This window comes from Glycomyces luteolus (assembly GCF_027622875.1).
GTDB classification, from domain to species: Bacteria; Actinomycetota; Actinomycetes; order Mycobacteriales; family Micromonosporaceae; genus Glycomyces; species Glycomyces luteolus.
In genome coordinates, this window is record NZ_JAPZVP010000007.1 from 40655 (window position 1) to 52953 (window position 12299).

The window sequence follows — 12299 nt, forward strand, 5'->3', positions numbered from 1 at the left end:
GGTGCGGGCCGCAGTGCTGTCCAGTGCGCCAACCACACCGTCCCTATTGGATTTGGATGACGACGTGAAGGTGAACTTCAAGTAGCATCTGGCCTCAACGTGGCCGTGAGCTGGACCGTTGGAGGCGCCGTGACGCAGTTCTACCAAGCTTTGCTCCGCGACGGAGGACCCCGGCTCGGGCCGCGGCTGCGGCGGTGCTTCGCCGCCTGGGCGGGAGCCGAGGACGACGGCGAACGGATCTTCGAACACGCCCGCGGCCGCACCCGCACCGCCTTCGCCGACAACGACCTGTGCGGCCGCTACATCCACGACGGGCCCACCGGCGACGGACGGCTCCGCACCACCGCCACCTGGGCCGCGGGCCACAAGGGCGCACCCGGCTGGGTCCGCGTCACCGTCGAGGGCGACCTCGACCAGGCGGCCGTGACCGCCCCCGGATTCATGCCCGCGTTCCTCGCCACCGGCCGCGCCACCGACGGCGCCGTCCCCGTCGAGGCCGGGCCGCTCCTCATCGGCCCCGAAGAGGTCAAGGAGCTCACCGGCTGGCTCGCCCGCCCCGACCGCGCCGTCCCCCTCATCGTCCTCACCGTCGACCGCAGCGACCCCAACCTCGTCGCCGCCTGCGCCGACCACCTCGCCGAGACCCTCGCGGGCGTCGCCGTCGTCGCCCGCCTCTACGACTCCCGCACCCAGGACGACCTCAACGCCTGGCTCGGCGGCGACCTCAGCGTCTTCGGCGGCGGCCTGCGCACCTACCTGCCCGGCGTCCGCCCGGGCGAGGAGACCTACGCGATGCGCCACCAGCCCCGCGGCGGCGGCGCGATACGCGACCAGGGCGTCCGTTCACTCGAAGTCGTCGTCAGAGGCGTCGTCGACCTCTCCGTCCACCGGCCGCTCCCCGCCGATGTACGCCGCGCCGAACCCAGGATCGCCCGCATACTCGCCGGCGCCCTGCCACCGGCCGAACTCCACGCCGCCCCGCCCAGCCCCGCCGCGATAGCCGTCCCGCGCGGACCCCGCATACCCAGACCGGCCGCACCGTCCGAACCGAAGACCGCACCACCCGACCCCCCGGTCCAGACACCCGAACCGCAGCCCGCACTGACGACCGAACCCGAGCCCCCGCAACCGGAACCCGCGGTGCCCGCGGGCCTCGCCGACGACATCGCCGCGAGACTCGCCGACCGCCTCGACGACAGCGTCCTCGACGCGCTCGTCGACATGGCCCGCGGCGGCGACTCCGAGACCACCGGCCTCATCAAGACCATGTCCGCCCACCTCGACGCCCTCACCCGCGCCGTCGAATCCGCCGGGCTCCTCGGCTCCCGCGCCCCCAGCCAGGAGCTCGAACGACTCCGCAGACAGTACGACCAGCTCGAACTCGACTACACCGAACTCCAAGAGCACGAACGCAAAGCCCAGGACCGCATCCGCTGGCTCGAGGGCCGCCTCGCCGAGCACGCCGACCCCGTCTACGGCGTCCAGACCGACGCCGACCAGGACGACTGCTGGGAGGCCGAGAGCCTCATGGAGGTCGTCCAGCGCGCCCGCAAGCAGCTGCGCCACCTCGACCTCCCCGACGCCCTCGACACCGAGGTCTCCCGACTCGACGTCACGTACCCGCGCCAGCGCCGCCGCTGGACCGGCCGCGCCTGGGACGCCCTCCGCGCCCTCGACGCCTACGCCGCCGCCCGCGCCGAAGCCCGCTTCACCGGCGGCTTCTACGACTGGTGCGCCCGCCCCCTCCCCGGAGCGCCCGTCATCACCCCGACCATGGTGTCCATGAAGGAGTCCGACTCGGTCTCGGGGAACCCGAAGTTCCACCGCGCCAGGGTCTTCCGCGTCCCCGCCGAGATCGACCCCTCAGGCCGCGTCTTCATGCCCTCCCACATCAAACTCCAGCAGGTCGGCTCGCCCGCGCCGCGCATGCACTTCCTCGACGACGCGGGCGGCGCCACCGGGAAGGTCTGGATCGGCTACCTCGGCGACCACCTGCCCAACACGCGGACCAACTGAGGGGCGCCCGCCCCGCGCGGCCCCTCCCGTAGGCTCGAGGGAACCCCCGGGAGGAGCCTCGATGGACTTCATGCGCCGCAACGCACGATGGATCGCTCTGGCGGCCCTGCTCGCGATCCTGGCGCCGTTCCTCGCCCAGATGTTCAACGCCCTGTTCGCGGTCGACACCCTGCTCGTGGCGGTGATCCTGCTGGCCGTCATCGTGATCGCCGTGGCGCTGCTGGCCCGGTCGCAGAACGACGAGGACTGAGCCCGCTCACCGGTCCCGGATCGTGAAGCCGACCAGGCCCTCCGGCTCCTCGGCGACCACCTCGACGCCCTCGACCACCGCCGTCGGCGGGCCGTGCCCGGCCCAGGCGATGATGGCTTCGACCTGCTCCGCAGTCCCTTCGAACACGGCCTCGACGGTGCCGTCCGCACGGTTGCGGACCCACCCGGCCAGCCCCAGCGACTGCGCCTCCCGCCGGCACTCGGCCCTGAAGAACACGCCCTGCACGCGTCCTTCGACGATCACCCTGCGCCGCACCATCACCGCCCCCTTTCGCCGATCACCCGCGAGTGTAGTGACCTGGGCCTCCACCCGCGGGTCCACCGGCGGTCCACCTCGAACCCGCCGGCCCCGCTAGGCTCCGAAGCAGGACCGTCACCCCTGGCCGCACACCTCCCGCAGGAGCACCCCATGGCACGCCGCAAGCGCCCACTGTTCGCCCGCTGGTATCCCGACGCCGCCGCGCGGCTCGAGGAGCGCGGCCTCGCCGCGCAACGTGCGGAGCTGCTCGCCCCGCTGGAGGGGCGCGTCCTCGAGATCGGCTGCGGCTTCGGCGCGAACTTCCCGCACTACCCGGACGCGGTCACCGAACTCGTGGCCGTCGAACCCGAGGAGCACTTCAGGGACCTCGCCCGCGCCCGCGCCGACGAACTGGGACTCAAGGCCACCATCGTGGAAGGGGCGGCCGAGGCGCTGCCCGTCGAGTCCGGTTCCTTCGACGCCGTGGTCGCCACGGCCGTGCTCTGCTCGGTCGACAGCCAGGCCGATGCGCTGGCCGAGATCGCCCGCGTCCTCAAGCCCGGCGGGGAGCTGCGCGGCTTCGAGCACGTCGGCTCGCCGGGCCGGGCCCGGCATGCGGCCGAGAAGGTCCTCGACGCCGTGCTCTGGACCCATCTCAACGGCGGATGCCGCCTCTCTCGCGACACGCTCGGCGCGATCCGCGCGGCCGGGTTCGACACCGGCGGCATGCGCGAGGAGCGCTTCGCGTTCCTGCCGTTCCCGGTCTCGAAGAGCCCGCACATCGTCGGCACGGCCCGCAAACCCGGGTGATCGCGCTTAGGCTCGGGAGGCAGCGCCCGCAGAGGAGGAACGCATGGCCCGCCGCCAACGCCGCCTGTTCGCCCGCTGGTACCCCGGCGTGGCCGCCTCCCTCGAGGAGCGCGGCCTGGGGGAGTGGCGCCGGAGCCTCCTCTCCGGGCTCGCCGGGCGCGTGCTGGAGGTCGGCTGCGGGCACGGCGTCAATTTCCCGCACTACCCCGACGCCGTGACCGAACTCGTCGCCGTCGAACCCGAAGCGCACCTGCGGGACCTCGCCCGGGAGCAGGCGGCGTCCTCCCGCGTCGCGGTGACGGTGCTCGACGGGCAGGCCGAGGCGCTTCCGGTGGAGAGCGGTTCGTTCGACGCGGTCGTCTCGACACTGGTCCTGTGCTCGGTCGAGGACCAGGACCGGGCGCTCGCGGAGATCCACCGGGTGCTGCGGCCCGGCGGGCGCCTGTGGTGCCTGGAGCACGTGGCCTCGGCGAACCGGCCGATCCGCTGGGCCGAGCACGTGTTCGACGCGGTGTTCTGGTCCCACGCGTTCGGCGGCTGCCACACGGGCCGCGACACGGGTGCGGCGATCGAGCGCGCGGGGTTCCGCCTCGAGGGCCTTGAGGCGCGGCGGTACCCGGACCTGCCGTTTCCGCTCGCGGTGAGCCCGCACCTGATCGGCGCCGCCCGCAAACCCGGCGCTTCGGGCCCTGTGGAAGACTCTGCCGGAAATCGGTGAAAGAGGTCGAGGCGATGCCCGTCTCCGCGCCCTCGATCGAAACGCTGCCGACCTCGCACCTTCGATCATCGGGAGCACCCAGTGTCCGCCAGCAGGACCGAGACCGACGAGTTCGACGCGGCCGCCTGGCATGCCGAGAACGCGACGCCGCGGCCGACCGCGGTCGTCGCCGCCGACGACCGGATGAAGGCCGACACCGCGTACCGCCTCGTCAACGGCGGCACGGCCCTGGTGTGGCGCGGCGACTTCCACAACGCCCGGCAGCTGCTGCGCGCGCTCGACCGCCGCATCGGCGAGCCGCGCCCGTCGCGGGGCACCGCCGCCGAGACCTTCTACCGGCACCGCCAGCACCGCGCCCGCCGCGCCAAGCTGCTGGGACGGCTCGTGGTCGTCCTCGGCGAGGGCTACCGGCTCGACCTGCGTCGCGCTCCCGATGTGCGCCAGGCCTGCACGGAGGCTTACGGGCCGCCTTCCGGACCGGTCGCGGTCGCCTTCACCGAGCTGCAGGGCGTGCTCAGCGCGCACCAGTGGCGCGAGCAGGGCGTGCCCGTGCCCGCGCTCGGCGACCGCGTCTTCCCGCATTACGGCGTGTTCTCGCCGATTCGAGGCGAGTACGTCGGCCTCGTGGCGGAGGCGCCGCTGCCTGCTGCCGCGGGCACCGCGTTCGACCTGGGTACCGGGACCGGTGTGCTCGCCGCGGTCCTGGCGCGCCGCGGTTTCGACCGCGTCGTGGCGACCGACGCCAACCCTCGGGCGCTCGCGTGCGCCCGCGACAACGCCGAGCGGCTGGGCCTCGCCGACCGCATCGACGCGACCGTTCACGGGCTCTTCCCGGACGGCCGGGCCGACCTGGTGGTGTGCAACCCGCCCTGGCTGCCCGGCAGGCCCGTCTCGGCGGTCGAGGGCGGCGTCTACGATCCCGACGGCGCCATGCTTCACGGCTTCCTCACCGGCCTAACCGGCCACCTGAATCCGGGCGGTGAGGGCTGGCTCGTCCTCTCCGACCTCGCCGAGCATCTCGGCCTGCGGACGCGGGACGACCTGTTGGGCGCCTTCGCGAAGGCGGGCCTCGAGGTCCTCGGGCGGCTCGACACCCGGCCGTCTCACCCGGGTACGGAGCGGAGCCCCGACCTCCTCGCCGACGCCCGCCGCAGGGAAGTGACCTCGCTCTGGCGGCTGCGCCCCGATTCCGGTTGAGCTGGGGTGCGGCGCCCGCATACGCTGCACGGCATGGACTTGCCGCGGAACCTGCTGAATGTGGTCGACATCGAGGCGACCTGCTGGAAGGGCGAGCCGCCGCCCGGCGCGGTCAGCGAGATCATCGAGATCGGCCTGACGGTTGTCGACCTCGACCGGCGCGAGCGCCTCGCCAAGCACCGCATCCTGGTGCGGCCCAGGCGGTCCCGGGTGAGCGAGTTCTGCACCGAGCTCACCGGCCTCACCCAGGAGGAGGTCGACACCGGCGCCGAGTTCGCCGAGGCCTGCCGCCTTCTCGTCGACGCGCACCGGTCCGATTCGCGGCCCTGGGCGAGCTGGGGCGACTACGACCGCAAGCAGTTCGAGCGGCAGTGCCGGGCGACGGGCACCCGCTACCCGTTCGGGCGGCGGCACGCCAACGTGAAGCTGCGGTTCACCGAGGCCCGGGGCCTGCGGCGCAGGCCGGGCATGGCGGAAGCCCTCGCGATCGCGGGCCTGCCGCTGGAGGGCCGCCACCACAGCGGCGCCGACGACGCCTGGAACATCGCCGCCCTCGTCCTCGACCTGGCCGAGCGCGGCGACTGGCCAGAATAAACTCGACCACTCCAGAAAAATAGTACGTTCGGCCATAATTGCTGACCGATCGGGTGAGGTTCTAAACTGTCCAGTAATATCATAATATGGTATAGTTTATCCAATTCGGAGTTATGAATGGACGGGCGCAGCACACCAAAACCGGTTGAACCGAACGTCGTGCGCGCCGTGTCCGGAAACCCCGCGGCGCTGTCATTGCGCGCGGCCCGAAGATGCAACCGCAGCGCCCATGCAATGCCTTTTCACCCGTGGCCGGCGACCGTGGAGGCCACGCCGATCCTCTCTCGAATGGCAAAACCATGAGAAAGCTGATATTCGTGGCATTCGCAGCGCTCGCGCTGCTGTTTGCCGGATCGTCAACCGCGTGGGCCGGAAGCCCGCACTTCATCAACGTCTCCTACACCGTTTCCGGAGACACCTTGACCGTCGAGGGCAAGGAGGCCGGACTCGGCAACGAGACGCAAGTGCACATCGAGGTCACGGCGACCGCCGAGTGCATCAACCCGGGTGGACACCACCCGAAGGCCGAGAACAAGGCCGACGTCGCCGGCGGGGGCGACTTCCCGGTGCAGAACGGGAAGGCCGTCTTCTCGATCACGGTGACAGCCGACTTCCAGCCGGACTGCTCGCCGCCCATGGAGGTCAGATTCACGAACATCGTCGTTGAGGACACAGAGCACAACGTCGTCAAACGACTCTAGCGAGTACTGCGATTCCTGCGGCTTCGGCACCTCTAGCCGGGGTCGCATAAAGCCGCCCCGACCAGAGGCGCCGACGACAGGCGCTGGAGCGCCCCAGGGCACGGTCAGGCGAGGCGGCCGTACGCCTGGAGGGTCGCGAGTGTCGCCCGGGTCAGGTAGCCGCCCCACTCGTGGACGACCACCGGGGTCCACATCATGAAGTTCGGGGCCCACCCGCCGTCGGAACCTTGGGTGTCGATGAGGTGGTCGAGGTGGCGGTCGATCTCCTCGTCGCTGAAGAGGCCGCGGGCGAGCGAGTCCGGTGTCGGTGCCAGATCGAGCGGCGAGTGCGTGTGCCCGGGCTCGGTCGGGTCCAGGGCCGCGCTGGCGCGGAGCGAGGGGCCGAGGCGCTCGATTTCGGCTCGGGCCCGGTCGCGGTCGGGGACGCGGTCGAGGAACCGGACCACGCACATCGCGTCGTAGGCGCCGATCTCGTCCAGGTCGGCGAGCGTCCGCCAGCAGAACTCGGTGGCCGGCTCCAGCCAGGGGTGCTTGACGTTGTGCGCGTGGAGGAGCCCGGCGATCGGCGCGGTCGGATTGAGGGCGGCCGGGGGATCCTCGCCCTGCGGCTGCCACCACGGGCCGCGTTCGTCCTCGACCACGGTGGGCAGGACCCAGGGCACGCCGCCGTCCTCGGTGGAGTGCTCGTCGAGCCAGGCGCAGGCGGCGAGGACGATCGCGTCCTCGAACGCGCCGACCTCGTCGAGCGCCCAGAACGCGACCTCGACGCCCTGCGGCTGGCTGCCGGGGCCGCGCAGGTCCGGTTCGATGGCGTGGCCGAAGCCGCCGTCGGGGTTCTGGTAGGCGCGGACCGCGTGCAGGACCGGCCCGGCCGGCCCGTCGTGGAAGCGGTGGGCGAAACGGGCCCGGTCGATGAGGCGGGCGTTGAGGTGGAGGTACCGCTCGGCGGCGGCGAACGCGTGCTGGCTGAGGGTCTTCTCTCGGGTCTTCATGCGGGCCCCTTCGTTGCTGCGTCGATGCGTTTTCGACCGTACCGGTGAGGTGTGACGGCTTAGTCCAGCGCGCGCTGGAAGGCCGCGAGGACTTCGTCGGTGAACAGGACGAAGCGGATGTCCGAAACGTTCGTGGCGGTCTCGCGCACGGTGCCGACGGCGATCGCGGCGGCCGACTCGGCGGGCCACCCGTATACCCCGGCCGAGACCGCCGGAAACGCGATCGAGTCGACGCCGAGCCGGTCGGCGACTGCGAGGGATTCGCGGTAGCAGGAGGCGAGGAGGTCGCCGCGGTCCTCGTCCTCGGTGTAGACGGGGCCGACAGTGTGGATGACCCAGCGGGCCGGGAGCCGTCCGGCGGTGGTGGCGACGGCCTGCCCGGTCGGGAGGCCCTTGCCGTAGCGGGAGCGGCGGAGCTCCTGGCATTCCTCGAGGATGGCCGGGCCGCCGGCGCGGTGGATCGCGCCGTCCACGCCGCCGCCGCCGAGGAGCGAGGTGTTCGCGGCGTTGACGATCGCGTCCACGTGCTGCTTCGTGATGTCGCCGCGGAGGATCCGGATGCCCATGCCCTCATGCAATCACGCGGGGCCGGGTTCGGTGCGGGGGCCGCCGTTTCGGCGCCCCGAGGCGGGTGCGGCAGTAACGTTCGAGGTCAAGGGCTTGTTACGAAGTCGTGATGCGCGGAGGTCCCCGGAACGCGTTGACAATGCAACAAGCAACCATGTATAACCAAATAAATCCAAGTGAAACGGGGGTGAAACCACATGTTCGCAGAAGAGCGCCAGCAGCGCATCGCCGAACGGGCGCGCACCGCAGGCCGCGTGGACGTCGCGGCCCTGGCGGCCCACTTCGAGGTCACCACCGAGACCATCCGGCGCGACCTCACCGCCCTCGAGCGCCAAGGCGTCGTCAAGAAGGTCCACGGCGGCGCGATCCCCCTGGAGCGCATCGGTTTCGAACCCACCGTCGCCGCCCGCGACGCCGTGCAGACCGCCGCCAAGGAACGCATCGCCGCCGCCGCGCTCGCCGAGGTCCCCGCCGAAGGCGCGATCCTCCTCGACGCGGGCACCACCACCGCCCGCATCGCCCAGGCAATCCCGGCCGACCGCGACCTCACCGTCGTCACCAACGACGTCCTCATCGCCTCCCTCCTCGCCGCCAAGCCCCGCCTCACCGTGCTCATCGTCGGCGGCAAAGTGCGCCGCCGCACCATGGCCGCCGTCGACGACTGGGCCCTGCGCGCCCTCGCCGAGACCTACGTCGACGTCGCCTTCATGGGCGCCAACGGCATCAGCGTCGAACGCGGACTCACCACACCGGACACCGGCGAGGCCGCCGTCAAGCGCGCCATGATCAACGCCGCCCGCAAGACCGTCGTCGTCGCCGACCACACCAAGGCCGGCAACGACTGCCTCGCCCGCTTCGGCACCCTCGACCAGGTCGACGTCCTCGTCACCGACACCGGCCTCGACGACGACCTCGCCGCCGACTTCGAGTCCGCCGACCTGAAAGTGGTCCGCGCATGATCGTCACCGTCACCGCCAACCCGAGCCTGGACCGCACGATCGAGATCGACCGCCTCCGGCGCGGCGAGGTGCAGCGAGCCACCGGCGCCCGCGTCGACCCCGGCGGCAAGGGCGTCAACGTCTCCCGCGCGCTCGTCGCCAACGGCCACCCCACCCGGGCGGTCCTCATCAGCGGCGGCCACGCCGGCACCGAACTGCTCGACCTCCTCGCCGAGGCGGACGTGCCGGTCATCGAAGTGCCCGTCTCCCAAGGGGTCCGCTCGAACCTCACCCTCGCCGAAGCCGACGGCACCGTCACCAAGCTCAACGAGGCCGGCCCGGTCCTGCGGGCCGAGGAGATCGAAGAACTGCTCGACGCCGCCATCGCGGCGCCGCCGAACTACGCCCTGCAGACGCCCTCGAGCAGCATCGAACGGCCGACCGCCTGGATCGCCGGATGCGGAAGCCTCCCGCCCGGGGTCGGCGCCGACTTCTACGCCCTCCTCGTCGCCCGCGCCCGCCGCGCCGGAGCCGCCACGGTGGTCGACTCCTCCGGCGCCGCCCTCGACGCGTGCCTCGCCGCCCGCCCCGACCTCGTCAAGCCCAACCTCGAAGAACTCGCCGAAGCCGCCCGCACCCGCATCGCCACCATGGGCGACGCCGTGAAAGCCGCCGAGGCCCTCCGCGCCGCCGGAGCCGGAGCGGTCCTCGCCTCGCTCGGCGCGGACGGCGCGATCCTCGTCTCGGCCGAAGGCGTCTGGCACGCCCGGGCCGCCCTCGCCGCACCCGTCGCCAGCACCGTCGGCGCCGGCGACGCCGCCCTCGCGGGCTTCCTCGCCACCGGCGGCCGCGGCCCCGACGCGCTGGCCGCCGCCGTCGCCTGGGGCACCGCCGCGGTCTCCCTGCCGGGCAGCATCATGCCCGGCCCGAACGACATCGACCTCGGCGCCGTCCAGATCACCCGCGACCCGGACGCCGCCCGGGCCCTGAGCTGAAGCTACGAAGAGGAGCACGCACCATGTCCGATCTCATCACCGCCGATCTGATCGACCTCGACCTCCACGGGGCCGACCGCCACGAGGCCACCGCCCGACTCGCGGGCCTCCTCGCCGCCGCCGGGCGCGTCACCGACGCCGACGGGTTCCTCGCCGACGTGCGCGCCCGCGAAGAGCAGATGCCCACCGGCATCGAAGGCGGCATCGGCATCCCCCACGCCCGCAGCGCCCACGTCACCGCCCCCAGCCTCGCCTTCGGGCGGGCCCCCGAGGGCATCGACTTCGGCTCCGAGGACGGCCCCGCCGACCTCGTGTTCCTCATCGCCGCACCGGAAGGCGGCGGCTCGGAGCACATGACCATCCTTGCGAAACTCGCCCGCAAACTGATCCACCAGGACTTCAAGACCGCTCTCCGCGAAGCGCCCGAAGCGGAAGCGGCCGCCGCACTCATCCAGCAATCCCTCACATAGAGAAGAAGAAGGTGCTCGAACAATGAAGCTCGTAGCAGTCACCTCGTGCCCGACGGGTATCGCCCACACCTACATGGCCGCCGAGGCACTCGAACAGGCCGCCATCGCGGCCGGACACGAGATCCAGGTCGAGACGCAGGGCGCCGCCGGCGCCGAAGCGCTCAACCCGACCGACATCGCCGAGGCCGACGCGGTCATCTTCGCCGCCGACGTCGACGTGCGCGACAAGGATCGCTTCGCCGGGAAACCCCTCGTGTCCGGCCCGGTCAAGCGCGGCATCAACAACGCGGACGCGATGGTCGCCGAAGCCGTCGCCCTGGCCGAAGCCGCACCCGCCGCGAAACCCGAGGCCGGATCCGTCGCACCGATGACGGCGGCGGCACCGAAGCTCGGCCCCGGCGCGAAGCTCCGGCTGTGGCTGATGACCGGTGTGTCCTACATGCTGCCGTTCGTCGCCGCCGGCGGCATCCTCATCGCCCTCGCGTTCCTCATCGGCGGAGCCGAGATCAACCAGGTCGTCTACGGCGGTGAGTTCGAAGGCGTCACCTACGAGGCCATCGCCAACCCGACCGACATCCTCGCCCAGGCCGGGTTCGCCGGCGTGCTGATGTACCTCGGCGCGACGGCCTTCTCGATGCTGGTGCCGATCCTGGCGGGCTACATCGCCTTCGGCATGGCCGACCGCATGGGCATCGCACCCGGCGTCGTCGGCGGCCTGGTGGCCGTCGCCATCGGCGCGGGCTTCCTCGGCGGCCTCGTCGCCGGCCTGCTCGCCGGCGCGGTCGTCATGGCGCTCAAGCTCATCAAACCCGGCCAAGCGCTGCAAGGCATCATGCGCATCGTCGTGATCCCGCTAGTGGGCGTGTTCGTCGTCGGCTTCATCATGCTCGTGGTGGTCGGCCAGCCGATCGCCGCCGCCCAGTCCTGGCTCACCGACTGGCTCGCCGGCCTCTCCGGGGCCAACGCGATCCTGCTCGGCCTGCTGCTCGGCGCCATGATGGGCTTCGACCTGGGCGGACCGGTGAACAAGGTCGCCTACCTGTTCGGCGTCGGCGCACTCGCCAGCGGCGATCTCACCATCATGGCCGCTGTCATGGCCGCGGGCATGGTCCCGCCGCTGGGCCTGGCGCTCGCGAGCGTCGTGCGGCCCAAGCTGTTCACGCCCGGCGAACGGCAGGCCGGCAAGGCCGCCTGGCTCCTCGGCGCCTCCTTCATCACCGAAGGCGCGATCCCGTTCGCCGCGGCCGACCCGCTGCGCGTCATCCCGTCCACCATGATCGGCGGCGCCGTCGCGGGCGCGGTCTCCATGGCGTTCGAGGCGACGCTGCGGGCCCCTCACGGCGGCATCTGGGTCATCGGCCTGATCGGCAACTGGGGAGGGTTCCTCGTGGCCCTGCTCGCCGGAACCGCCGCGACCTGCCTCGCGGTGATCGCGCTCAAGACCGTGGCGCGGTCCGAGACCGCCGCCGAAGCCGACGAGCACGTGCTCGCCATCTGATCCGCAGGGAAGGAACCGAGATGTCCGAACGCCGCGTAGTCATCGCCTCCACCGTGGGCCTCCACGCCCGCCCGGCCAAACTGTTCGCGAAGCTCGCCGGAGACCTGCCCGCCAAGGTCACCATCGCGAAGGAAGGCCAGGAGCCGGTCGACGCCCGCTCGCTCCTGATGATCCTCACCTTGGACGCCAAGGGCGGCGACGAGGTCGTCCTCGCTGCCGAAGGCGAAGGCGCCGAGGAATCCCTCGACGCACTCGCCGCCGAGCTGCAGACCGACCGCGACGCCCCCTGAGGAGC

At 72.0% G+C, this 12299-nt stretch carries 15 protein-coding genes; 12 read left to right on the plus strand and 3 right to left on the minus strand.

Features of this window, described 5'->3' with window-relative positions; translation table 11 throughout:
* The first annotated feature begins 129 nt into the window (after positions 1-129).
* On the plus strand, positions 130-2016 hold the full coding sequence (locus O1R50_RS10500) for a hypothetical protein (protein WP_270109967.1): 1887 nt from the start codon (positions 130-132) through the stop codon (positions 2014-2016).
* A gap of 61 nt (positions 2017-2077) precedes the next feature.
* On the plus strand, positions 2078-2266 hold the full coding sequence (locus O1R50_RS10505) for a hypothetical protein (protein ID WP_270109969.1): 189 nt from the start codon (positions 2078-2080) through the stop codon (positions 2264-2266).
* Positions 2267-2272: 6 nt separating this feature from the next.
* Here O1R50_RS10505 and O1R50_RS10510 read toward each other — a convergent pair whose 3' ends face one another.
* The gene (locus O1R50_RS10510; RefSeq protein ID WP_270109970.1) at positions 2273-2545 is read right to left on the minus strand and encodes an acylphosphatase; all 273 of its coding nucleotides are present in this window, start codon (positions 2543-2545) and stop codon (positions 2273-2275) included.
* Between the two features lie 150 nt (positions 2546-2695).
* On the opposite strand from O1R50_RS10510, the gene O1R50_RS10515 reads away from it, so the two are divergent.
* From O1R50_RS10515 to O1R50_RS10535, 5 genes are all read left to right on the plus strand, one after another.
* Positions 2696-3334 (plus strand): class I SAM-dependent methyltransferase, encoded by a 639-nt coding sequence (locus tag O1R50_RS10515; RefSeq protein ID WP_270109971.1) that lies wholly within the window; start codon positions 2696-2698, stop codon positions 3332-3334.
* A gap of 43 nt (positions 3335-3377) precedes the next feature.
* Positions 3378-4052: a class I SAM-dependent methyltransferase gene (locus O1R50_RS10520; protein WP_270109972.1), complete on the plus strand. Its 675-nt coding sequence runs from the start codon at positions 3378-3380 to the stop codon at positions 4050-4052.
* 81 nt (positions 4053-4133) lie between these two features.
* Positions 4134-5249: a class I SAM-dependent methyltransferase gene (locus O1R50_RS10525; RefSeq protein WP_270109973.1), complete on the plus strand. Its 1116-nt coding sequence runs from the start codon at positions 4134-4136 to the stop codon at positions 5247-5249.
* 33 nt (positions 5250-5282) lie between these two features.
* On the plus strand, positions 5283-5843 hold the full coding sequence (locus O1R50_RS10530) for a 3'-5' exonuclease (protein WP_270109974.1): 561 nt from the start codon (positions 5283-5285) through the stop codon (positions 5841-5843).
* Between the two features lie 299 nt (positions 5844-6142).
* Positions 6143-6544, plus strand: a complete 402-nt coding sequence (locus O1R50_RS10535; RefSeq protein WP_270109975.1) for a hypothetical protein — start codon at positions 6143-6145, stop codon at positions 6542-6544.
* 104 nt (positions 6545-6648) lie between these two features.
* Here the strand turns inward: O1R50_RS10535 and O1R50_RS10540 are convergent, their stop codons facing one another.
* Together O1R50_RS10540 and O1R50_RS10545 are read right to left on the minus strand one after the other, a co-directional pair.
* Positions 6649-7536: a hypothetical protein gene (locus O1R50_RS10540; protein WP_270109977.1), complete on the minus strand. Its 888-nt coding sequence runs from the start codon at positions 7534-7536 to the stop codon at positions 6649-6651.
* 59 nt (positions 7537-7595) lie between these two features.
* A complete protein-coding gene (locus O1R50_RS10545; RefSeq protein WP_270109978.1) occupies positions 7596-8102 on the minus strand; it encodes an O-acetyl-ADP-ribose deacetylase in 507 nt (168 codons plus the stop codon).
* A 198-nt stretch (positions 8103-8300) separates the two neighbouring features.
* Here O1R50_RS10545 and O1R50_RS10550 point away from each other — a divergent pair, with 198 nt between their 5' ends.
* Genes O1R50_RS10550 through O1R50_RS10570 form a run of 5 tightly spaced genes read left to right on the plus strand, consistent with a single transcriptional unit; the run spans position 8301 to position 12294 of the window.
* Positions 8301-9062 (plus strand): DeoR/GlpR family DNA-binding transcription regulator, encoded by a 762-nt coding sequence (locus O1R50_RS10550; RefSeq protein ID WP_270109979.1) that lies wholly within the window; start codon positions 8301-8303, stop codon positions 9060-9062.
* Positions 9059-10036, plus strand: coding sequence for a 1-phosphofructokinase family hexose kinase (locus O1R50_RS10555; protein WP_270109980.1), 978 nt, complete (start codon positions 9059-9061; stop codon positions 10034-10036). Before O1R50_RS10550 ends, O1R50_RS10555 begins: the two co-directional genes overlap by 4 nt.
* Before the next feature lie 23 nt (positions 10037-10059).
* On the plus strand, positions 10060-10506 hold the full coding sequence (locus tag O1R50_RS10560) for a PTS sugar transporter subunit IIA (protein ID WP_270109981.1): 447 nt from the start codon (positions 10060-10062) through the stop codon (positions 10504-10506).
* A gap of 22 nt (positions 10507-10528) precedes the next feature.
* Positions 10529-12004 (plus strand): PTS fructose transporter subunit IIC, encoded by a 1476-nt coding sequence (locus O1R50_RS10565; RefSeq protein WP_270109982.1) that lies wholly within the window; start codon positions 10529-10531, stop codon positions 12002-12004.
* Positions 12005-12024: 20 nt separating this feature from the next.
* Positions 12025-12294 carry an HPr family phosphocarrier protein gene (locus tag O1R50_RS10570; RefSeq protein ID WP_270109983.1) on the plus strand — a complete coding sequence of 90 codons (270 nt, stop codon included), beginning with the start codon at positions 12025-12027 and terminating at the stop codon, positions 12292-12294.
* The last annotated feature ends 5 nt before the right edge of the window (positions 12295-12299 follow it).

Coding starts and splice junctions, on each gene's coding strand:
- O1R50_RS10505 (WP_270109969.1), top strand. CDS start 2,078: ATGGACTTCATGCGCCGCAACGCACGATGGATCGCTCTGGCGGCCCTG.
- O1R50_RS10510 (WP_270109970.1), bottom strand. CDS start 2,545: ATGGTGCGGCGCAGGGTGATCGTCGAAGGACGCGTGCAGGGCGTGTTC.
- O1R50_RS10515 (WP_270109971.1), top strand. CDS start 2,696: ATGGCACGCCGCAAGCGCCCACTGTTCGCCCGCTGGTATCCCGACGCC.
- O1R50_RS10520 (WP_270109972.1), top strand. CDS start 3,378: ATGGCCCGCCGCCAACGCCGCCTGTTCGCCCGCTGGTACCCCGGCGTG.
- O1R50_RS10530 (WP_270109974.1), top strand. CDS start 5,283: ATGGACTTGCCGCGGAACCTGCTGAATGTGGTCGACATCGAGGCGACC.
- O1R50_RS10535 (WP_270109975.1), top strand. CDS start 6,143: ATGAGAAAGCTGATATTCGTGGCATTCGCAGCGCTCGCGCTGCTGTTT.
- O1R50_RS10540 (WP_270109977.1), bottom strand. CDS start 7,536: ATGAAGACCCGAGAGAAGACCCTCAGCCAGCACGCGTTCGCCGCCGCC.
- O1R50_RS10545 (WP_270109978.1), bottom strand. CDS start 8,102: ATGGGCATCCGGATCCTCCGCGGCGACATCACGAAGCAGCACGTGGAC.
- O1R50_RS10550 (WP_270109979.1), top strand. CDS start 8,301: ATGTTCGCAGAAGAGCGCCAGCAGCGCATCGCCGAACGGGCGCGCACC.
- O1R50_RS10555 (WP_270109980.1), top strand. CDS start 9,059: ATGATCGTCACCGTCACCGCCAACCCGAGCCTGGACCGCACGATCGAG.
- O1R50_RS10560 (WP_270109981.1), top strand. CDS start 10,060: ATGTCCGATCTCATCACCGCCGATCTGATCGACCTCGACCTCCACGGG.
- O1R50_RS10565 (WP_270109982.1), top strand. CDS start 10,529: ATGAAGCTCGTAGCAGTCACCTCGTGCCCGACGGGTATCGCCCACACC.
- O1R50_RS10570 (WP_270109983.1), top strand. CDS start 12,025: ATGTCCGAACGCCGCGTAGTCATCGCCTCCACCGTGGGCCTCCACGCC.